A 20,190-nucleotide genomic window follows, 5' to 3' on the forward strand; every position below is an offset into this window, starting at 1 on the left:
CCGTTGACCAGGCTTTTCGCCAGCAGCGTGCCCCGAAAGCCACTCGAAAGCATGATCAGGTCACCCGGGTATGCACAGTGACGCGAACGGGACTAACCGCCCGTACCAGGCGTCGGAACCCGCTTCACGGTGACGGTCTTCATACCGGCTCCCGGGTCCGCGCTGTCGATCGGCACCCGCAGCGACGCGCATTCGGCGCCCGGCTCCTGCGCCGTCGCGCACGGCCTCCAGATCGGCTCGGACTCGGCGCGCGCGTGCCCCACGGCGGACGGCAGCACCAGGGCGGCCGCCACCGCGGCCACCCCGAGCCAGAGCCTCACGCGGCACGCACCTTGACGCTGCCGCTGTCGGTGGTCAGGTCGAGGGTGTGCGGGGCCGACGCGTCGTTCGCCACCCCGATGTCCCGGTGCCCGCTGTCGGTGTTCCCGAGAACGCGGTAGGGACCGCCGGGCACGTCGACCTCGATGCTCCCACTGTCCGCGTGCACCTTGACGTCGTTCGACGCGGCCATCTTCAACTCGACACGACCGCTGTCGGCCTTGACGTCGACCTTGCCGCGCAGCCCGGAGCCGGTGACCGACCCCGAATCCGACCGCACGGTGACGTCCTGGCCGATGTCGCGCAGCTCGGTCGCCCCGGAGTCGACGGCCAGCTTGACCGGGCCCGCGACATCGGTGACCTCCGCCCGTCCGGAATCGACGGTGACGTCGACGCTCGCCACCCCCGAGATGCGAACGCCGCCGGAATCGTTCCTGCCGGTGACGGGCACTCCGGCCGGGACGATCACGTCGTAGTCCACCGAGCAGTTCCTCCCGCAGCCTTGGAGCACGAGCGTGTCGCCGTCCACCTTGTAGCTGTCGGACGGCTTGCTCCACCGGTAGGAGAACTCCTGGTGGATCCGCACCGGGCCGCTGCCGGTGTGGATCTTGACCTCCCCCGAGCCGTTGTCCAGCCGCACCTTGGTGATCGGCGTCGTGACCTCGGCGTCGGCTCGTGCCTTCGACGGCCACAGGAACCCGAATCCGGCGGCCACCCCCACGCCGATCAAAACGATGCCACCTAGTGCCAGAAGCGGGCGCGCCATGCTCTTGTCCCCTCAGTTCCCCTCAGTACGACTCGCGTCCCGATGAGGGTAGGAGCGGCGAGCACCCTCCGACATCCGGGAAGCCCCCCAATCATCCCTGAGGAGAACCGCAGCCTGGCCCCGCGCCCCGGCACCACTGGTCCTAGCCTGGCAGCGTCGGTTTTCCGTGATCGGGAGGTTCCATGCCGCAGTCAGCCAACCCGTACGACTTCCTGCCCCAGCTTCCGTCGTTCACCCTGCGCAGCAACGACGTCGCGGAGGGCGAGACGCTCGCGACGCCGCACCTGTCCGGCATCTTCGGCGCGGGTGGCGAGGACCGTTCGCCGCACCTGTCCTGGGAGGGCTTCCCCGCCGAGACCAAGAGCTTCGCGGTGACCTGCTACGACCCGGACGCGCCGACCGCGAGCGGCTTCTGGCACTGGGCCGTCTTCAACATCCCGGCGTCGGTCACCGAGCTGGCCTCCGGCGCGGGCGACGCGAGCGGGTCCGGGCTGCCCGAGGGAGCGGTCACGCTCAAGGGCGACGGTGGCGTCAAGCAGTTCCTCGGCGCCGCGCCGCCGCCGGGCCACGGGCCGCACCGCTACATCTTCGCCGTGCACGCGGTCGACGTCGAGAAGCTGGAGGTCGGCGAGGACGCGACGCCGGCGTTCCTCGGCTTCAACCTCTTCGGCCACGGCATCGCACGAGCCACGATCACCCCGATCTACGAGAACAAGGGCTGAGCTAGGCCGTTCCGACGCGGTCGACCAGCAGTTCGGGCCCTGGCACCCGGATCGAACCGGCACGCACCGCTTCCGGCAGGCCGAAGGCAGGCCGGGGCGGTGCGGTCGCCGCGTCCGGCAGGCCCGGCTGCCGAGGTGGCCGGGGCGCGGCCTGACCTCGCGGCGCGTCGACCGCGTCGAGTCGCTCACCCACGGCTTCCTTGCCGCCCGCCGGGCACGGCATCACGAGGTCACGCGGGACAGTGGTCGCCAGCTGGTTGTCCGCGAGGCAGTTCGCGCCACCCGGCTGTCCGCCGGACGCGGTGTAGGCGAGGTCGACCCGGTTGCCACTCAGGAGGTTGCCGACGATCCGGTTGCCCACCGGCCCGAGATCCTCGGTGGAGTCGAGCACGATCCCGGCCGCTGGGTTGCCGGTGACCCGGTTGTTCGTGACCACGTTGTGCCGCCCGCCCGCAAGGACGATGCCCCGCCCGAAGACCCCGTCGTAGCGGGCAGGGCCCGCCCGCTCGGCGTCGTTGCCCACCACATTGCCCGCGATCATGATCTTGGTGTCCGATGTGGACTGAAGCCCCACCCGGTTTCCGGTGAAGCGGTTGCCGGTGACCCGAAGCCGCGATGCCCGGGCGCTCTGGAAACCGGTGGCGTCGTGCTCCGCGACGTTGTCGCGGACGACGGTCTCGCAAGCCTCGCACGCCCCGACGAAGATTCCGGATTCAGCACTTCCGGACGTGTAATTCTGCTCGATCACGCCGTGCTGCGCCTGAGAAGCGGCAATTCCGTTGTTGCCGTTATTGCTCGCCGTCACATACGAGACGCGGAACCCGGTGACCCCGGTGACGAGCACGCCATTCTCCCGGTGATCGCGGACGGTCAGGTTTTCCACGCTCACCCCCGGCGCCGCGATGACGATTCCGTTGTCCCGCTTGGTTTCGCCGTCGATGACGACGTCGTTGCGGTCGACTCCGCGCAGGACGACACCCCGTACGCGCACGTACACGCTCTCGTGGTACACGCCCGGCGAGACGAGCACGAGATCGCCTTCGTGGGCTGTCTCAAGGGCTTTGGTGATCGTGGGCGCGGCCTGCGGGACGCGGATGACCGCGGCGGTGGCCGGACGCACGACAGGCACGTCCGAAGCCGAGCAGGACGTGGCGAGCACGCCGAGGAGGAGCAGGACGAGGAGGCTGAGCAGGGACCGCACAGCGGAGAGACTTTAGGGAAAAAGGCGCACAATGAACAGCGGGAACGCGGGGAATCATCCTATCGGGGACGACGAAGCCTGCGTTTCGGAAGTGAAACGTTTTTTGGTGAACCGGCCCGCCGAGATTGTCGTACCCCGATGCCATGCTTTTCGTCATGGACACCCCCACGCCGCACGACACCCCAAGACGGCCCCGCCCGCCGCCGGTGCTCCTCGATCATGACGTCCCGAAGCCGCCCGTTTGCGAGGTGTGACAGGCCCGAAGCCGCGACCGGCGGCCGCTCACGAGCGCCGGTCGCGAACGTCTGGCCGGCCAGACAGAATCCGCCGGAAGGGGCTAGGACCAGCGGCCTTCGCTGTCCTTAATGACTCCAGGCACGAACGGCTGGAGGTCCCATGGCGGCAGCGGCGCTGGAACAACGCTCGATCGATCCCGTCCCCGCGAGCGAGCGGCACGGCCATCCGCGCAGCCTGTTCACGCTGTGGTTCGCGGCGAACATGCAGATCACGTCCGCGGTCACCGGCGCGCTCACCGTGCTGGTCGGCGTGCATCCGCTGTGGGCGATCGTCGCGGTCGTCGCGGGGAACGCGCTCGGCGGTATCCCGATGGCGCTGCACGCCGCGCAGGGGCCGAAGCTGGGCATCCCGCAGATGATCCAGTCGCGGGCGCAGTTCGGCGTGTACGGCGCCGTGCTTCCGCTCGTGCTCGTCGTGGTGATGTACCTCGGGTACTTCGCGAGCGGCAACGTCCTCGGCGGACAGGCCGTCGCGCAGATCACCCATCTGCCCACCGACGTTTCGATCTGTCTGTACGCGGCGTTGTCCGCGCTGATCGCGATCGTCGGCTACAAGCTCATCCACCGGTTCGGCTGGATCGCGTCCGCGCTCTCGGTGATCGTGTTCGTGTATCTGAGCATCCGGCTCGTCAGTGGTCACGATCTCGGCGCCGTCCTCGCCATGCCGACACTCGACTTCCCGAAGTTCCTGCTCGCGCTCTCGCTCACCGCGTCCTGGCAGCTGACCTTCGGCCCGTACGTCGCCGACACCTCTCGCTACCTGCCGTCGACGACATCCGTGCGCGCGACGTTCTGGTGGACCTACGGCGGCACGGTGCTCGGCGCGATCTGGGCGATGTCGTTCGGTGCGCTGGCCTACGCCGTGGCGGGCAAAGCCTTCAAGGGCCACGAAGTCGCGTACGTCGTCGGCCTCGGCGGCGAGGCGCTGCTGATCCCGCTGCTGCTGGCGATCGCGCTCGGCAAGTTCACCGTGAACGTGCTCAACATCTACGGCGGCTACATGACCGTCGCGACCACCCTCACCGCGTTCAGCCGCCGCGCCGCCCTTTCCCAGGGCGCACGCATCGCCTACATCGCGATCGTCGGTGTACTCGGTGCCGTCATCGCGGTGCTCGGACGCGGGGAGTTCCTCGGGAACTTCGTGCTGTTCCTGGACTTCCTGCTGTACTTCCTGACGCCGTGGAGCTCGATCAACCTCGTCGACTTCTACTTGGTGCGCAAGGAAACCTACGACCTCGAAGCCGTCTACGACCCGAACGGACGTTACGGTCGCTGGTCGGCCCCCGCGCTGATCGCCTACGTCATCGGCATCGCCGTACAGATCCCGTTCTCGAACGTCGAAGGCATCTTCGTCGGCCCGATGGCGCCCGTCCTCGGTGGCGCCGACATCTCGTGGCTGCTGGGCCTGATCGTCCCCGGCGCCCTGTACCTCACCATCATGCGCCGCCGCACCCGCGTCGCCGTGCCCGTCCCGTAACGCACGGGGCCACATGCCGTTAAGGCCACCTTACGGGCGTCTGACGCCCGTAAGGTGGCCTTAACGGCATTTTTGTCCTTTGTGGAGGGTCACGCGGCGGCGAGAGAGCGGCGGGCCAGGAAGTCCTCCCAGGTACCCCGCCCCAGTGAGGCGCCTTCCAGGGTCAGGTTGCCGCCCGCCCGGTACGCCCGGCCGACCTTCCCGGGGATCCGCACCGGCAGCATCGGCCGACGCTTCCCCTGCGCCGCCAGATAACCGCGGACCAGTTCGTCCATGCCGTAGACCCGCGGACCGGCCAGGTCGGGCACCAGACCGGCCGGTTCGCCGAGGGCCAGCTCCACCAGGCGCTCCGCGACGTCCCGTGCCTCGACCGGCTGGAGCCGCAGCCCGCCCGGCTTCGGGACCACCGGCAGTTTCGCCATTCCCGCCACCATCTTGAGCGCCAGGTCGTGGAACTGCGCGGCCCGCACCGTCGTCCACGGCACCCCCGACTCGCTCACCGCGCGCTCGGCGGCGAGCTTGGACCGCATCCACGCCAGCGGCACCCGGTCCGCGCCGATCACCGAGATGTAGACCAGGTGCCGCACCCCGGCCGCCGCCGCGGCACGCGCCAGGTTCCGCGTCGCCACGTCGTCGCCCTTCGGGCCACCGGCCAGGTGCAGCACGATCGAGGCCCCGGCCACCGCGGCCTCGACGCCCTCGTCCTTCACCAGGTCACCGGTCACGTACTCGATGCCGTCCTCGGCCGCACGGCGGGTCCGGCTCAGCACCCGGACCCGCTGACCGGCCTCCCGCAGCAGCGGGACGACCAGGCGGCCGAGTGTGCCGGTACCGCCGGTGATCAGGATGGTCGACGTCATGGCTTCCTCCTCGAGGATCGGTTCTGCTGCCCTGACGGACCGGCGGGAACCGATGTGACACGACGTGCCCCACGACACACTCAGGTGCAGGCGGCGGGCTCCACCGAGCAGAAGCGCACCTCCGGATAGCGCGGCGACGGCCGGTCCAGCAGCGGCTGCGGGCGGCCGCGCAGGTGCTCGTCGAAGAAGGCCCGGGCGTAGGCGCGGGTGATGTCCATCGTGCGGGCGCCGGGCTGCTCGGCACCGAAGTCGACGCCGAGCTGATCGCCCAGCAGCACGAGGTCGGTGAACGACTGGTGGACGACGCCGGTCACGAGCAGCCAGCGCTTCCACCCGGTCATGTGCTTCCAGTCGTTCTCCCAGCTGAGCGCCTCGGGGCGCCCGCTGCCCGGCGTGTACGTCACCGGCTTGCCCAGGAACAGGAACGGCCGCGACAACGCGGTGGTGTCCGGGATCGGATCCTGCGTCGTCCCGTCGATGTCGATCCCGGCGCGGATCCGCGAGTCGGCCAGCATCGCGGGGATGGTGCTCGCGCCGCCGACGGAATGCCCCGCCATCGCGATCCTGGCCGGATCGATCAGGCCCGCATTCCGCCACTGCGGCCGGGGCCCGGTCAGCTCGTCGAGCACGAACGAGACGTCCGCGGCCCGGCCACGCACCACCTTCCGCCAGAACTCGTCGTTCCGGGGATTCCCGCAGGCCAGGCACGTGGTGACGCGACCGTCCGGAAAGGACTGTCCGACGTTCTCGTAGGTGTGGTCGATCGCGGCGACGACGTAGCCGTGGCTGGCCAGGTCCTCGGCCAGCGCGGTCATCGTGCTGCGCGGTTTGGTGAACCCTGGCGAGAGAACGATCAGCGGCAGGCTGTGCCGTCGTCCCACTGTCGGGGCGTCGGCGACGGCGTTGGTCCGCGTCCAGCTCAGGATGTCCGGCGGCAGGGTGGTGATCTTGCCGTCCTTCAACAGGAGTTCCGACTCGGCGGGCGTCATGTACCGGGCCCGCGCGCCGTCCGCCGATCTCGCCGGGTACCACAGGGAAACCATCAGCTCTCGCGCGTTCACCCCCGGAGCCCAGGGGTCGGGACGGGACGTGTCCTTCAGATACAGCGACGTCATACCGACCGGGGCGCGACCGGTGGGCGCGGGCAAGGCGGGAATGGTTTCCGCGACGGCGGCGGGCGCGACGCCCATCGCGAGGGGCAGCAAGGCGGCGGCGACCGTCAGCCCGCGAAGTATTTTCTTCATGGTTTTCCTTTCGCTGTCAGGAAAGGCGAGTACGAGACCAGCGGAGGCACAGCGCCGACAGCGCGGCAGCGAGCACGAGGTAGAGCGCCGTCTCGATCAGTTGAAGCGGCCAGAATCGGGCCGCGGGCTGATAGGTGATCCGTTGCCGGTAACCGTCGTCGGCGAGCTTGGCGAGGCACTCCTTCGCAGGCACGGGACGGGACGTACGACCTGGTGGTGGGATGCACTCCGCGAGCCACGACGGCGGCCGCACCACTTGCCCGCCGCCGTCGACGGTCTCGTTGGACAGCATCCACGCGCCCTGCGGGCCGGAGACGGTCAGCAGTTCGAACTCACCCGCGTCGTTGAGCCCCATCCGCGCGATGTTCGACGCCGTGATCGTCACGGTCTCCTCGGTCGCGGGCAGGAGGTGCGGCCGGACGACGAAGGGCACGGCGAGCTGGACGGCCGCGAAGACCACGAGTGTGACGGCCATGGCGAGCACCGTCCGGCGCACCAGGATTCCGACCGCGACGCCGAGGACGAAGGCGAAGACCGCGTAACCGATGGGCGCGATTCCGCGAACGCCGAAGATCACCGGCGAGAGGCGCACCGCGAAAGAACCGCCCCTGTCGCCGGTGGTGACCGCATTGTCGACCGCGTCCGCCCACCAGGTGACCGCGAGGCTGAGCAGCCCGGCCGCGAGCACGGCGGCCAGCCCGATGAGCGCGAGTTTCACACCCAGCCACCGGGACCGCGTGACGGTCTGGTTCCACACCAGGCGATGGGTACCCGCCTCCAGTTCACGAGCGACCAGTGGCGCGCCCCAGAACACGCCGATGAGCGCGGGCAGGGCGTACATCACGACGATTCCGCCGTGGTAGAGCAGGCCATGACCGGGATCGAGCGGAGCGCGGGAACCGGGCAACGGCCGTCCAGCGAGCACGAGAACCGCGGCGAGGACGAGCAGAATTCCGTACACCGCAACGGCTTGGACGCGGAACTGGCGCCAGGTCAGCCAGATCATCGGAGCACCTCCAACGCCGGACGACGGCCGGTCTCGGTGCCGCTCAGGTAGGCGAGCACGAGGTCCTCCATGCCGAGCTCGCCGACTGTCCACTGAGGATCGAGGATCGGTGCCTCGGTGCGGACGAGCAGCGTCGTCTGCCGGTCGGTGTGGCTCGCGGAGACGACGTGCTGATCGGCGGGCAACGTGGTGACGTCGCGGCGCGGGCCGGTCAGCCGACGATGGGTCGCCAGGATTTCCTCGACGTCGCCCTCCAGCCGCACCTCGCCGCCGACCAGGACGACGAGGCGATCGCAGACGCGTTCGAGGTCGGCCACCAGATGCGAGGACAACACGACGCTGACCCCGTACTCGGCGACGATCTCCATGAGGTCGGCCAGGAATTCGCGGCGGGCGAGCGGATCGAGCGCGGCGACCGGCTCGTCGAGCAGCAGCAGTTCGGGACGTTTGGCGATGCCCAGGGTGAGCGCGAGCTGGGCGCGCTGCCCACCGGACAGCTTCCCGGCGCGCTGCCGCGGATCAAGACCGAGCCGGGCGATCCGGCCGCGAGCCAGCGCGTCGTCCCAGCCCGGGTTGAGCCGGGCGCCGAGGCGCAGATGACCGTCGACGGTCAGTCCACTGTAGACGGGCGTTTCCTGCGCGACGAAGCCGACTTTGGCCAGCTGTGCCTGCCCGCTGCCCGGCACCCCACCACACACCTCGATGCTGCCGGTCGTCGGCGTCAGCATCCCCGCCGCGAGATTCAGCAGCGTCGACTTTCCCGCGCCGTTCGGGCCGACCAGCCCGACGACGTGCCCGGCCGGGATGTCCAGCGTGCAGCCGGTCAGCGCCCGTTTCCGGCCGTACTCCTTGCCCAGGTTCCTGGCCCCCAGTACCGCGGTCACGCTATGTCCCTCCTGACGGAGGCGCGAAACGTGGTCGCGAACAACGCCTCGATGCCTTCGTCGTCGAGGCCGGACAGCCGGGCCGCGGCCAGCCACTTCAGCAGGTCCTGCCGCAACCCGCCGAGCACGGCAGGAGGCGGCCCGGCGAGCGTCGCCGTCACGAACGTCCCGACACCGGGTCGGGCCGCGACGAGCCCGTCGTGCTCCAGCTCCCGGTAGGCCTTGAGCACGGTGTTCGGGTTGATGGCCAGCTGCGCGACGACGTCCTTCACCTTCGGCAGCTGATCACCCTCGCTCAGCAGGCCGAGGCGCAGCGCGTGCCGCACCTGCTGGACCAGCTGCTGGTACGGCGAGAGCCGGGACCTGGTGTCCAGATGGAACTCGATCATCGGTTCCTCCATTTATCTATCTACCTAGCACTATAGGTAAATGGGAGGCTGAGGATCAACCCATGGCGTCAGGTAACCGATCGTGTGCAGTGTGTCGCCGGGCACGGGCGCGGGCGGCCACGAGGATCACGGCCATGGAGGTTTCCGTGCACACACGTCGTCTGATCGGCTTGCTCGCGGCACTCACCGCCGCGGCCGCCGCCCCGGCGATCCTGGCCACCCCCGCGCAGGCCGATTCCGCGCACGAAGTGCCGTACTGCGGGGAGGAATACGACGTCGTCATCCTCAACGACGGCCCCGGCGGCGCCGCTCCCTGCTTCACCACCGACGGCGGAGACTACGAGGACGACGGCGAGATCATCCTGCTCCGGGCGTTCCTGCCGGAGATCTGATTCAGTGGACGGCTTCGCGTTCCATGTAGCGGCCGACGGTGTGCTCGCCGAAGCCGTACTGCCGGTACAGCTCGTGCGCATCGGAGGTGTGCAGCATCCAGCGGAAGTTCGCGCCGGGACCGTTGTCGACCATCTCCCGGACCAGCTCCTTGCCGAGACCGGTGCCCCGCGCGTCCGGCACGACGAACACGTCGGCTAGGTAAGCCATCGCGACACCGTCGGAGAACGCGCGGCCGAAGCCGACCTGGCGCCCGCCCGACGTCTCGTACGCGCCGACGATCCGCCACGCGTTCCGCACCTGCGCCTCGACCTGGGCGCGGGTCCGCCACCGGGCCCAGTACGCCTCGGTGGACAGGAACTTCCACACGACGTCGAGGTCGACCCGTGCGGGGTCGTCGTCCAGTTCGTAAGCACCCACTGTCCGCATGGCGGCAACGTAACCCAGCACCCGCGCGGCGCCCAGTTATTTAGGCGGGCTTGAGCAAGTAGTCCACGACCGGCCTCAGCTCTTCGGCCGACGGCGGCTCGTCGTCGATCAGGCCCTGGATGAGCAGGCCGTCGATACCCGCGAGAAATACGCGGAACGCGACCTCGTTGTCGTGGCGGACCATCGAGGTCAGCACGTCGAGCCAGCGTCGCGCGGCCGGGCGCAGCTCCGGCTTGCGCGCTGCGAGCAGGTACAGCTCGTACTCCGCCATGGTCCGCCCGCGCTGCGGCCCGAGCGCCTCGGCGAGCAGCCCGGCGACCTCTTCCGCGCCGCGGCTGCCGCGCGACCGGGCGCGGTCGATCATCCAGTAGACCTCGGTCGCCATATCCCGCGCGCACGAGATGAGCGTCGCGATGAGGAGATCGTCGAGGGTCGAGAAGTGATACGTCGTCGAGGCGGTCGGGATGCCGGCTTCGGCCGCGACCGTCCGGTGCGTGACCCCGGCGACGCCGTCGCGCTCGATCACCCGCAACGTCGCCTCGATGATCTCCGTCCGCCGCTTGTCCCCGCGCGCCTTCCGTCCGTCGACCTGGAGTTTCACTGCGCGCTCCCGACTTCGATCAGTACGACACCGCCGATCACCAGCGCGAGCCCGGCGATCATCGCGGCGTTGATCGGCTCCTTCAAGAACACCACGCCGATGACCGCCACCAGTGCCACCCCCGCCGCGGCCCAGATCGCGTAGGCGACGCCGATCGGCAATCCTGCCTTGAGCACCTGTGACAACGCGACGAACGCCACGACGTACCCGGCCACGACCAGAATCGACGGCCCGACCTTGGAAAAGCCCTCGGAGAGCTTCAGCGAGATCGTCGCGGTGACCTCGGCACCGATGGCCAAGGCGAGGAGGAGGTACGCAAGCACATCACAAAAACTACCTGAACGATCGTCTCAATAGCTAGCGAGGCGTACACCACATCGGTGGGACTTAGGCGCCACTCACCGGTTACTCATCAGTAAGCACCACTAGTCTGCTGCACCATCGGCACCGCGGCGATCACCGGACACCGCGGCGCTGCACCACCACACCGGACGAAAGGCACCCGACGATGGGCGCTGTACAGCTGACGCTGGGCGGACTCTCGGTCCTGCTCGGCATCGTCGCCTGGGGAATGTTCTTCGCGACCATCGCCCGCTTCGTGCGAGTGATCCGGCTCGGCCAGCCCGACTCCACCCGGAACGGGCCGTTCCTGCCGCGCATGAAGACCATGATCACGGAGTTCGCCGCGCACACGCGGATGAACAAGGTCCGCAGCGTCGGCCCGTGGCACTGGCTGGTCATGTGGGGCTTCCTGATCGGCTCGCTCGCGCTGTTCGAGGCGTACGGCGAGGTCTTCGTCCCGCACTGGGGCTGGCCGATCCTCGACGACTTCCCGCCGTTCCAGCTGCTCATGGAACTGCTCGGCGTCGGGACCATCGTCGGCATCCTGGTGCTGATCGTGGTGCGCCAGCGCAACCACCCGCGCCGCGCCGATCGCCAGTCGCGGTTCCAGGGCTCGAACTTCAAATGGGCCTACTTCATCGAGGCCGTCGTGCTCATCGAAGGCGTCGGCATCATCGGCGTCCGCGCCGCGAAGGCCGCGCTCGGCGCGCACGAGACGCCGACCTGGGCCGCGTTCGTCTCGAACCCGATCGGCGAGCTGCTGCCCGCGAGCCCGAACCTGGTGTCGGTGTTCGCGTTCGTCAAGCTGATGAGCGCCACGATCTGGCTGATCGTCATCTCGCGCACGATGACCATGGGCATCGCCTGGCACCGGTTCAGCGCGTTCTTCAACATCTACTTCAAGCGCGAGGCCGACGGCGGCGTCGCGCTGGGTGCCCTCAAGCCGATGATGAGCAAGGGCAAGGTGCTCGACCTCGAGGAGGCCGACCCGGACGAGGACACCTTCGGCGTCGGCAAGATCGAGGACTTCAGCTGGAAGGGCTGGCTCGACTTCTCGACCTGTACCGAGTGCGGCCGCTGCCAGTCGCAGTGTCCCGCGTGGAACACCGGGAAGCCGCTGTCGCCGAAGCTCGTCATCACCCAGCTGCGTGACCACGCCTACGCGAAGGCGCCCTACCTGCTCGCGGGCGGCAAGCGCGACATGGCCGGCGACGAAGTGGGCCTCAGTGGCGACAACATGTACGCGGGCATCGACGTTCTCGCGATCGCCGAGTCGCAGAAGGCGCTCGTCGGCGATGACGGCGGCGTCATCGACCCCGACGTCCTGTGGTCCTGCACCTCCTGCGGTGCCTGCGTCGAGCAGTGCCCGGTGGACATCGAGCACGTCGACCACATCGTCGACATGCGCCGCTACCAGGTCATGATCGAGTCCGCGTTCCCCAGCGAGCTGAACGGCATGTTCAAGAACCTGGAGAACAAGGGCAATCCGTGGGGCCAGAACGCCAAGGACCGTCTGCAGTGGACGGAGGATCTCGACTTCGAGGTCCCGGTGTTCGACGGCGACCTCGGCGACGCCGAGTATCTGTTCTGGGTCGGCTGCGCCGGCGCGTTCGAGGACCGCGCGAAGAAGACCACGCGGGCGGTCGCGGAGCTGCTGCACATCGCGGGCGTCAAGTACACCGTGCTCGGCTCCGAGGAGACCTGCACCGGTGACCCGGCCCGCCGCGCGGGCAACGAGTTCCTGTTCCAGATGCTCGCGCAGCAGAACGTCGAGGTGCTGAACTCGGTGTTCGAGGGCCGCGAACGCAAGGCCCGCAAGGTCGTCGTGACCTGTGCGCACTGCTTCAACACCCTCGCGAACGAGTACCCGGAACTGGGCGGCCAGTTCGACGTCGTGCACCACACGCAGTTGCTGAACCGCCTGGTGCGCGAGAAGCAGCTGGTGCCGGTCGCGCCGGTCGCGGAGGACGTCACCTACCACGACCCGTGTTATCTGGGGCGCCACAACAAGGTCTACGAAGCGCCGCGTGAGCTCGTCGGCGCGACGGGCGCGACGCTGCGCGAGATGCCGCGGCACGGCGACCGGTCGATGTGCTGTGGTGCCGGTGGCGCGCGGATGTGGATGGAAGAGAAGATCGGCAAGCGGATCAACGTCGAACGCGTCGACGAGGCGCTCGGCACCGCGCCGTCGAAGATCGCGACCGGCTGCCCGTTCTGCAAGGTGATGCTCAACGACGGCCTCACCGCGCGGCAGAGCGACGGGCAGGCCTCCGACAAGGTCGAAATCCTCGACGTCGCGCAGCTGCTGCTGACCGCGGTCAAGCGCCAGCCCGCCCCGGCCCCCGTGGCCCCTGGCGCGCCCTCGCTCGACGACGAGAGCTGAAGCTCTCTTTCGGACCACGACAGATGTCATAGCGCTTCCGTGAGCTTCGGCCCGGGGACGTCCGCGTCCCCGGGCCGAAGCTTTTCTCATGCCACGAAGGAAAACCGCGCTCGCGACCCTCGCGTTCCTCTCGCCGTTCACGGCAGAATTTCTGCTGGGCGACCAATATCTGGTCGGGCCACCGACACCCCGGCAGATCGGAATGTTCGCGCTGTTCGTCGCGCTCTACGGCGCGGGCGCGATCCTGATCCGCGAGATCGCGCGACGCGCCGGGCGCGGCTGGCCGACGATACTCACCCTGTCGCTGGCTTACGCCGTCCTCGAAGAAGGACTGCTGACCCAGTCACTGTTCAACCCGGACTACGCCAACGCGCATCTGCTGGACGAGGGCTTCATCCCGGGCCTCGGCATCGCCGGGCCGTGGACGGTGTACGTGCTGACCCTCCACGTGGTCTGGAGCATGGCGACGCCGATCGCGATCACCGAAGCACTGTTCGGCCGCGATCCCTGGCTGCGTCCGCTGGGAATCACACTGTGGACGGTCCTGCTCGCCATCGGCGCGGCCGCGACGTTCACAGTTTCACTGTTCATGGGCGCACGGCATTTTCTCGCACATCCGGCCCAGCTGGCGACGTCGGCGGCCATCGCCCTCGCGCTGATCGTCGTCGCGCTGCGTGTTTTCCGCTTCCCGATTCAGGGGACGCCCCGCATTAACGGATGGGCCGGTTTCGCATTAGGACTCGGCGTGAGCTCCGCGTTTCAGGTGGTCATGCGCAATTCAGAATGGTTCAGTTCGGCCTGGCTCGCGACCGCGCTCATGCTCGGCCTCGAATCACTGACCGTGTTCGCCGTCCTCCGGCTCCGGCCCCCGGTGTTCCCGCTCGCCGCGGGAGCCGCGATCACCTACTGCTGGCTGGGTTTCGGCCCTGCCCTCAAGGTCGGCACGGGTGGCGCGGCAGAGCAGTCGGTACTCGTCGCCGCCACGCTCGCACTGCTGGCCTGCACGGCCGTTCGCACGCACTCCGCACAATTGCGCACGCCCGTGCAGTGAATGCGAAGTAAACGTTTCCCTACCGCCGTGTCACAATTTTTCGTCACCCACTCGGCGCAATCCTGTTAATGCCGTTCAGGAGACTGGACAATGGGCGTATCCTGACGTTTCCTTGCAGCCGGCGCCGCCCGCGGGACGGGTTCGGCGACCGAGAAAACGGGGGGCACAAGCGACATGGGTGGGCACCGGGAAAGGGGATCGGCCGGACGCTTCGGTGCACGTTTTCCGACCACCGCACAGGCGGCCCGCCACACTCCGGATACAAAGGCCTCGCCACTGTCCGCACCCGAACGCCCCGCCCTGCCCGCGCGCTCATCCGTCGGCCGTGCCGGTGCCCGCTTCCCTTCGGCGCGTGCCGCGGCCAAGCTGACCGAAGTCCCGAAACAGCAAGGCCCGCAACAGCAAGGCCCGGACAAGCCGTCACTTCCCGAACCGGTCGAGGTGATCACCGAAGCCGAGGTGCTGCCCGAAGCCGCACCTCCCACCCAGCGCCAGCAGGACGAGGACTGGGCGCTTGAAGCGGATCTGGCCGATTCGGGCCCGTTCGGCCCGCGCACACTCGTCCGGCCGTATGTGCTGACCCGGGGCCGCACGCAGGCTCGCCGGCACCTGGCGATCGAGGCGCTCGTTTCGAGCTGTTCCAGCGCACGGTGGAACAGCACGCAGGTGCCCGGCGAATTCCGTTCGGTGCGCCGGGTCTGCCACCAACCGCGTTCGGTCGCCGAAGTCGCCGCGACGCTGAGCGTCCCGCTCGGCGTCGTCCGCGTCCTGATCGACGACATGGCCGATCTCGGGCTCGTCACGATCCACGAAACGACCGACGACAGCGGCAAGCCCGCGCTGGCGCTGCTCGAGCGGGTGCTTCACGGGCTTCACCGGTTGTAAAAGCCCCGCGCGCATTACGCTTCCGCACGTGAGCAAGGAATCCGAGGCCCCGGCGGAATCCGGCGGCGAGAGCACGCTGACCGTGTTGCTGGCAGGCGGGGTGAACCTCGCCATCGCGGTGATGAAGCTGGTGGCGGGAATCCTCACCGGCTCCGCGGCGATGCTGTCCGAGGCGGCTCACTCGGTGGCGGACACGTTCACCGAAGTCCTGTTGCTGACGGCGTTGAAGCGGTCCGCGCGCCCCGCCGATCGGAAGCATCCGTTCGGCTACGGCAAGGAACGGTACTTCTGGTCCCTGCTCGCCGCCGTCTCGATTTTCGCCTCCGGTTCGATGTTCGCGTTCTACGAAGGTTTCTCGACCGTGTTCGGGGAGAGCGCGGAGCAGACGCGGCCGCTGGTCGGCTACATCGTGCTGGCGCTGGCGTTCGCGATGGAATCGGTGTCGTGGATGCAATCCCTCCGGCAGGTGCGCAAGGAGGCGCGAGCGGAGAACCGGTCACTGTGGACCTACCTGCGGCTGATCGACGATCCGGCACCGAAGACCGTGTTGTTCGAGGACTCCGCCGCGTTGATCGGGCTGGTGCTGGCGTTCGCGGGTCTCGGGTTGCACCAGCTCACCGGTTCGTCGGTGTGGGACGGACTCGCGTCGATCGCGATCGGACTGCTGCTCGCGTGTGTCGCCTATCTGCTCGGCCGGACGAACCGCGGTCTGCTCATCGGCAGGCAGGCGGATCCGTCGATCGTGTTCGGCATCCGCGACCACCTCGCGGCGGCTCCGGAGATCGAGGCGGTCGTCGACCTGCAGACGATGCTGATGGGTACCGACCAGGTACTGGTGTGCGCGCGGGTGGACTTCAACGACGCGCTCGGCGCAGCCGACGTCGAACGCGCCTGCGTGCGGATGGCCGGTGAGCTGACCGAAGCGTTCAACGACGTCACCGAGGTGTTCATCGAACCCGTGCCGAGGACGGATCCGGAACTGCGCGCGACCGTGCTGGCCCGCTACGGCGAGACGAACTGGACTCAGTACCCGAAGTCCTGAGTCCAGTACCAGCCGTCGGTCGCGACCCCGACGCCGAGGCGGGTCAGCGAGCAGTTGAGGATGTTCGCGCGGTGCCCGCTGGAGTTCATCCACATCTGCATGACCTTGGCCGCGGTGGTCGCCCCCTTCGCGATGTTCTCCGCGCCGGGCTTGGCGTAGCCGGCGTCGCGGATGCGCTGGTCGAACGTGGCGCCTTCCGGAGTGTTGTGCGAGAAGTAGTCGCGGGCGGACATGTCGTCGCTGTGCCCCTGGGCAGCCGTCGCCAGGTGTGACTCCGCGGAGACCGGTCCGCAGCCTGCCTTGGCGCGTTCGTCGTTGACCAGGTCGACGACCTGACTCGCCGGGCCGCCCGCAGGGGCGGCTTTCGGCTTGGGCTGGCTCGTGCTCGGCGTCGTGGCCGGAGGCTGCGATGCCGGGCTCGCGCTGGAGGCCGGTGCCTCGGACGTCGGTGGCTTCTCGTCCTTCGACGGCGTGGTCTCCGGTGTGCCGGAGGTCGCCGGCGCCGAGGTCGTCGAGCCGGACGGCGTCCCCTGCGGACCCGCTGCCCGGACCTGAGGACCGCCTCGGGTGTCCGGCACCCGCAACGCCAACGTGGAATTACTCAATGTGTCCGCGTTCTGTCCTTGGTGCAGCCACAGCGTCCCACCACCGGCGGCAAGTCCGCCGATGAGAACACTCAGTGACACCATGAGCACGCGACTTCTACCACTAATGGGGGACACGGCACGGGAACGTATCACGAAACGATTACGGCGACAGCCCCCAAAAGTCGCAGCCGCCGCGAAGAAATTTCGGTCGGTACCCGCCCCTCCCCGGCGAGTACCGACCGACCCCCTTGTCGCCAAACTAGGGCAGCGGAGCCGGAAGCTGTGCCGGTCGCTCGACCCACAAGGCTAGAGATCGTCCACTTCCACCAGGCCGTCCTGGATCGCGCGGGCGACCAGCGCGGCCTTGGTCCTGGCCTGCCTGCCGACGTTGGCGTACTTGATGCGCACCCGGTCCAGGTAGGTGTTGACGGTCCGGACGGTGATGCCGAGCTTCTCGGCGACGAGCTCCTTCGACTCGCTCTGGAACCACTCCACCAGCACGGACTCCTCACGGTCCGACAGCCGCGGCCGGTCCGATCGGCTGTTCGTGCCGAAGGCACCCGCCAGCGCGGGCGGCGTGTAGGGCAGGTCCTGGGCGGCCGCGACGGTCGCCGCGACGAGGTGTTCCTTGCCCTCCGCCTTGGTGAGGAACGTGAACGCCCCGATGTCGAGGCAGGTCAGCGCGGCCTGCTCGTCATCCCGCATGGTGTAGACGATGACCTGCCGTCCACTGTCGACGAGCCGGCGCAGCTCGCCATAGGACGGCGACCCGTGGCTGGACAACTGCAGGTCGAACACGACGACGCCGGCCGAGTCGCCCGGCGGGATCCACGCGGCCTTCACCGAGTTCCCGGTGGCGACCACGCGGATCGGCGGGTCTGCGGTGGCGTACCAATGCTCGACGCCGGCGAGGATGGCCGGGTGATCGTCGATCACGGTCACCGTGATGACGTCGGTCGCCATATCGCCTCCACCCACAGCCTGGCCTCGTCGAACACGGTGTTGACCTCGACGTGCCGAGGCTCGCGACCGGCCTGCGGCGGCCGCGGAGCGTCGCTGACGACGCTCACCCGCACGCGGTCCCGCGTCCTCGTCACGGTCGTCCGCGCGCTCGAGACCGCCGACGCGAGCGCGGCCGCGACCGGGTCGAGCAGCTCCCGGCGCACTTCCCTCGGTAACCGCCGGGGCTCGCCGCGGACGGCGAACTGCACCAGTACACCGTTGCGTTCGGCCACGTCGACGCACGCCAGTAGTTCGTGCACCAGTCTGTCGGACACCTCGTCGCTCTCCGCGAACAGCCGCCGCATTCGGGCGGCTTCGATGGCGCATCGACGCCGGACGTCCTCGTCCGCCGGATCCAGCGAACCGTGGGCGAGCCCGGCGAGCAGCGGGATCGTCGTGCTGAGCAAGGTGGTGTACCGCGCGTGGTGATCCCGGTGCAGGTGCTCGGCGATCTGGTCCTGCGTGCGGATCCGCTCCTCCTCCGCGGCCGCGTCACCCGCCGCGGCCGCCGCGCGCCGTAACACCTGCGCGGCCAGTCCCACCGCGAGCTGGAAGCCGCCGACGGAGACCGCGGTGATCGCCATCGGCGCCAGCGTCAGGTGATCCGGCGGGCCGACCACGACAAGTTCGGCGAAGGTCAGCAGCTGGTGCGCGACGAGGAAACCGACCAGCGCGGGCGCCGGGAGGTCGAACAGCAGCACCAGGCCGTACCAGCCGACGATGCCGAAGATCCAGTGCGGCGGGCCCAGGTACTCGCCGGGCGGGACCACGGCGGAAGCCAGTACGGACGCCAGCAGCACAACGCCCGCGCCCGTCCACCGGAAGACGAGCGACATCTCCTTGCCACGGACCAGGAACCACACGGCTCCGGCGGCGACCGCGGTCAGCATCCCGAACGCCACGACCTCCGGCCACAGCGCCAGGAACCGGTCGCGGCTCGCGAGCAGCTGCGGGAGGCACAGCACGAACTGCACCGTCACCGCGACGGTGAGCGCCCCGATCCGGCCACCGGTGAGCAACCGTTCCTGGATCTGCTGGGCAGGGCGCGCGACGAGGTCAGTCATCCGGCCACACCCACCGCACCGCGGTACCGGCGCCCGGTACGGACCGGACCGTCGCCCGGCCGCCGGTGTTCGCCATTCGCTCCACAATGGACACCGAAATTCCGCGCCGGTGCGGCGAAACGCCGTCCGCGTCGAATCCGCTGCCCCGGTCCCGCAGTTCGACGACGATCCGGCCGCGGTCGTCACGCTCGGCGCGTAACGTCGCCTTGTCGACTCCGGCGTGCCGCTCGACGTTGCCCACCGCCTCGCGGACGCCGTGCAGGATCCCGATCGCCGGAGCGGCGGGCAGCACCAGTTCGTCGCCGAGGGCGGTCTCGACGCGCACCGCCCGATGGTCACCGACGGTGCCCAGCAACGCGGCCAGATCGATCCGGCTGGCTCCCGCGCTCGGCACCGTGGCGAGCGCCTCCAGGTCCCGTTCCGCGCGTTCGGGCAGCCAGGCAGGACGATCCTGATGCGCTCCCACCGAGACCATCAGCAACGTCGCGCTGGCCGTGTCGTGCAGAGTGGCCAGATACTCACGCTCGCTCGCGCGCCGGGCCGCCGCGACCGAGGCGTCGAGACGACGAGCCGCCGCCCGTTCGATGATGCGTCCCGCGGTGCGTGCCTTTGACCGGACCACGACGTAGCCGATCCTGGCGAGGGTGGTCTCGACGAGGATCCGGATCGCCGGTCCCAGCGCGTCCCCGAATCGCCCGGACGCGGCCAACGTCATGCCCGCGACGTAACCGCCGACGCCGAGCAAGGCGAGGAAGACACCGACGGCAGGCCTGGTGCCCCATTCGAACTGGCTCATCGCGGCGGTGATGGAGACCGTGACGAACACCCAGCTGTTGACCGGCTGCGGCCCGATCAACAGCTGGCTGAGCCCGATGACGAGCACCGCCGCCGCCCCGATCACGGCAACGACGAGCACCGGGATCTCGCGCCGCGCCATGAACGCGGACGCGGCACTCCACGCGACGGCGACGCCGACGAACACCGCGGTCAGCGCTCGATGATCGGCCGGAGCCGCGAGGATGCCGAGCAGTGCGCACACCGCGACCACGGCGGAGCGGACGAACACGGCGTACCGCGCGATGGCCAGGTTCAGGTTGCGTTCGCTCAGCTCGGCCGCGCCGTAGGACGAACCTCGGCCGTCCGTCCGCGGCTGGGTCATCCGGCACGCTCCACGGTCCGTCGCTGCCACTCGGTCACGAAGATACTGTGCCATTCGTTACCAATCCGACGGCAGCTACGGCGGAAATGAGT

22 protein-coding genes are annotated in these 20,190 nt (G+C 69.0%); 7 read left to right on the top strand and 15 right to left on the bottom strand.

Features of this window, described 5'->3' with window-relative positions; genetic code table 11:
• Nucleotides 1-92: 92 nt before the first annotated feature.
• Entirely contained in the window at nucleotides 93-320 is a 228-nt protein-coding gene (locus tag ACFW0G_RS17395) for a hypothetical protein (protein ID WP_378326303.1), read from the bottom strand.
• Nucleotides 317-1,084 carry a DUF4097 family beta strand repeat-containing protein gene (locus tag ACFW0G_RS17400; RefSeq protein ID WP_378326304.1) on the bottom strand — a complete coding sequence of 256 codons (768 nt, stop codon included), beginning with the start codon at nucleotides 1,082-1,084 and terminating at the stop codon, nucleotides 317-319. Before ACFW0G_RS17400 ends, ACFW0G_RS17395 begins: the two co-directional genes overlap by 4 nt.
• 182 nt (nucleotides 1,085-1,266) lie before the next feature.
• Here ACFW0G_RS17400 and ACFW0G_RS17405 point away from each other — a divergent pair, with 182 nt between their 5' ends.
• Nucleotides 1,267-1,806: a YbhB/YbcL family Raf kinase inhibitor-like protein gene (locus ACFW0G_RS17405; protein WP_378326306.1), complete on the top strand. Its 540-nt coding sequence runs from the start codon at nucleotides 1,267-1,269 to the stop codon at nucleotides 1,804-1,806.
• A gap of 1 nt (nucleotide 1,807) precedes the next feature.
• Here the strand turns inward: ACFW0G_RS17405 and ACFW0G_RS17410 are convergent, their stop codons facing one another.
• Entirely contained in the window at nucleotides 1,808-3,007 is a 1,200-nt protein-coding gene (locus ACFW0G_RS17410; protein ID WP_378326307.1) for a nitrous oxide reductase family maturation protein NosD, read from the bottom strand.
• 396 nt (nucleotides 3,008-3,403) lie between these two features.
• Here ACFW0G_RS17410 and ACFW0G_RS17415 point away from each other — a divergent pair, with 396 nt between their 5' ends.
• Nucleotides 3,404-4,780, top strand: a complete 1,377-nt coding sequence (locus ACFW0G_RS17415; RefSeq protein ID WP_378326308.1) for a purine-cytosine permease family protein — start codon at nucleotides 3,404-3,406, stop codon at nucleotides 4,778-4,780.
• 89 nt (nucleotides 4,781-4,869) lie between these two features.
• Here ACFW0G_RS17415 and ACFW0G_RS17420 read toward each other — a convergent pair whose 3' ends face one another.
• From ACFW0G_RS17420 to ACFW0G_RS17440, 5 genes are all read right to left on the bottom strand, one after another.
• The gene (locus ACFW0G_RS17420; protein WP_378326309.1) at nucleotides 4,870-5,640 is read right to left on the bottom strand and encodes an SDR family oxidoreductase; all 771 of its coding nucleotides are present in this window, start codon (nucleotides 5,638-5,640) and stop codon (nucleotides 4,870-4,872) included.
• Between the two features lie 80 nt (nucleotides 5,641-5,720).
• Nucleotides 5,721-6,884, bottom strand: coding sequence for an alpha/beta hydrolase family protein (locus ACFW0G_RS17425; protein WP_378326311.1), 1,164 nt, complete (start codon nucleotides 6,882-6,884; stop codon nucleotides 5,721-5,723).
• Nucleotides 6,885-6,900: 16 nt separating this feature from the next.
• A complete protein-coding gene (locus ACFW0G_RS17430) occupies nucleotides 6,901-7,890 on the bottom strand; it encodes a transporter (RefSeq protein ID WP_378326312.1) in 990 nt (329 codons plus the stop codon).
• Nucleotides 7,887-8,774 carry an ABC transporter ATP-binding protein gene (locus tag ACFW0G_RS17435; RefSeq protein ID WP_378326314.1) on the bottom strand — a complete coding sequence of 296 codons (888 nt, stop codon included), beginning with the start codon at nucleotides 8,772-8,774 and terminating at the stop codon, nucleotides 7,887-7,889. Before ACFW0G_RS17435 ends, ACFW0G_RS17430 begins: the two co-directional genes overlap by 4 nt.
• On the bottom strand, nucleotides 8,771-9,163 hold the full coding sequence (locus ACFW0G_RS17440) for a GntR family transcriptional regulator (protein ID WP_378326315.1): 393 nt from the start codon (nucleotides 9,161-9,163) through the stop codon (nucleotides 8,771-8,773). The genes ACFW0G_RS17435 and ACFW0G_RS17440 overlap by 4 nt, the downstream gene beginning before the upstream one ends.
• 146 nt (nucleotides 9,164-9,309) lie before the next feature.
• On the opposite strand from ACFW0G_RS17440, the gene ACFW0G_RS17445 reads away from it, so the two are divergent.
• On the top strand, nucleotides 9,310-9,555 hold the full coding sequence (locus ACFW0G_RS17445; protein WP_378326316.1) for a hypothetical protein: 246 nt from the start codon (nucleotides 9,310-9,312) through the stop codon (nucleotides 9,553-9,555).
• Between the two features lies 1 nt (nucleotide 9,556).
• Here the strand turns inward: ACFW0G_RS17445 and ACFW0G_RS17450 are convergent, their stop codons facing one another.
• Genes ACFW0G_RS17450 through ACFW0G_RS17460 form a run of 3 tightly spaced genes read right to left on the bottom strand, consistent with a single transcriptional unit; the run spans nucleotide 9,557 to nucleotide 10,906 of the window.
• On the bottom strand, nucleotides 9,557-9,982 hold the full coding sequence (locus tag ACFW0G_RS17450; protein WP_378326318.1) for a GNAT family N-acetyltransferase: 426 nt from the start codon (nucleotides 9,980-9,982) through the stop codon (nucleotides 9,557-9,559).
• A 40-nt stretch (nucleotides 9,983-10,022) separates the two neighbouring features.
• Nucleotides 10,023-10,583 (bottom strand): TetR/AcrR family transcriptional regulator, encoded by a 561-nt coding sequence (locus tag ACFW0G_RS17455; RefSeq protein ID WP_378326320.1) that lies wholly within the window; start codon nucleotides 10,581-10,583, stop codon nucleotides 10,023-10,025.
• Complete coding sequence (locus ACFW0G_RS17460) at nucleotides 10,580-10,906, bottom strand: DMT family transporter (protein WP_378326321.1); 327 nt, start codon at nucleotides 10,904-10,906, stop codon at nucleotides 10,580-10,582. Before ACFW0G_RS17460 ends, ACFW0G_RS17455 begins: the two co-directional genes overlap by 4 nt.
• A gap of 185 nt (nucleotides 10,907-11,091) precedes the next feature.
• Between ACFW0G_RS17460 and ACFW0G_RS17465 the strand changes: the two genes are divergently transcribed.
• The 4 genes from ACFW0G_RS17465 to ACFW0G_RS17480 all read left to right on the top strand — a co-directional run bounded on the left by ACFW0G_RS17465 (nucleotide 11,092) and on the right by ACFW0G_RS17480 (nucleotide 16,286).
• Nucleotides 11,092-13,308 (top strand): (Fe-S)-binding protein, encoded by a 2,217-nt coding sequence (locus ACFW0G_RS17465; RefSeq protein ID WP_378326323.1) that lies wholly within the window; start codon nucleotides 11,092-11,094, stop codon nucleotides 13,306-13,308.
• An 88-nt stretch (nucleotides 13,309-13,396) separates the two neighbouring features.
• A complete protein-coding gene (locus ACFW0G_RS17470; protein ID WP_378326324.1) occupies nucleotides 13,397-14,359 on the top strand; it encodes a hypothetical protein in 963 nt (320 codons plus the stop codon).
• A 174-nt stretch (nucleotides 14,360-14,533) separates the two neighbouring features.
• Entirely contained in the window at nucleotides 14,534-15,244 is a 711-nt protein-coding gene (locus ACFW0G_RS17475) for a DUF742 domain-containing protein (RefSeq protein ID WP_378326325.1), read from the top strand.
• 28 nt (nucleotides 15,245-15,272) lie between these two features.
• The gene (locus ACFW0G_RS17480) at nucleotides 15,273-16,286 is read left to right on the top strand and encodes a cation diffusion facilitator family transporter (RefSeq protein WP_378326326.1); all 1,014 of its coding nucleotides are present in this window, start codon (nucleotides 15,273-15,275) and stop codon (nucleotides 16,284-16,286) included.
• Here ACFW0G_RS17480 and ACFW0G_RS17485 read toward each other — a convergent pair.
• From ACFW0G_RS17485 to ACFW0G_RS17500, 4 genes are all read right to left on the bottom strand, one after another.
• Nucleotides 16,268-16,975 (bottom strand): CAP domain-containing protein, encoded by a 708-nt coding sequence (locus tag ACFW0G_RS17485; RefSeq protein ID WP_378326327.1) that lies wholly within the window; start codon nucleotides 16,973-16,975, stop codon nucleotides 16,268-16,270. The two genes, ACFW0G_RS17480 and ACFW0G_RS17485, sit on opposite strands and share 19 nt — an antisense overlap.
• A 204-nt stretch (nucleotides 16,976-17,179) precedes the next feature.
• On the bottom strand, nucleotides 17,180-17,836 hold the full coding sequence (locus tag ACFW0G_RS17490; RefSeq protein ID WP_378326329.1) for a DNA-binding response regulator: 657 nt from the start codon (nucleotides 17,834-17,836) through the stop codon (nucleotides 17,180-17,182).
• Nucleotides 17,812-18,939, bottom strand: coding sequence for a hypothetical protein (locus ACFW0G_RS17495; RefSeq protein WP_378326330.1), 1,128 nt, complete (start codon nucleotides 18,937-18,939; stop codon nucleotides 17,812-17,814). Before ACFW0G_RS17495 ends, ACFW0G_RS17490 begins: the two co-directional genes overlap by 25 nt.
• A complete protein-coding gene (locus ACFW0G_RS17500; protein ID WP_378326331.1) occupies nucleotides 18,932-20,098 on the bottom strand; it encodes a sensor histidine kinase in 1,167 nt (388 codons plus the stop codon). The genes ACFW0G_RS17495 and ACFW0G_RS17500 overlap by 8 nt, the downstream gene beginning before the upstream one ends.
• Nucleotides 20,099-20,190: the final 92 nt, after the last annotated feature.

The organism is Amycolatopsis sp. NPDC058986 (assembly GCF_042741125.1).
Taxonomy (GTDB): domain Bacteria; phylum Actinomycetota; class Actinomycetes; order Mycobacteriales; family Pseudonocardiaceae; genus Amycolatopsis.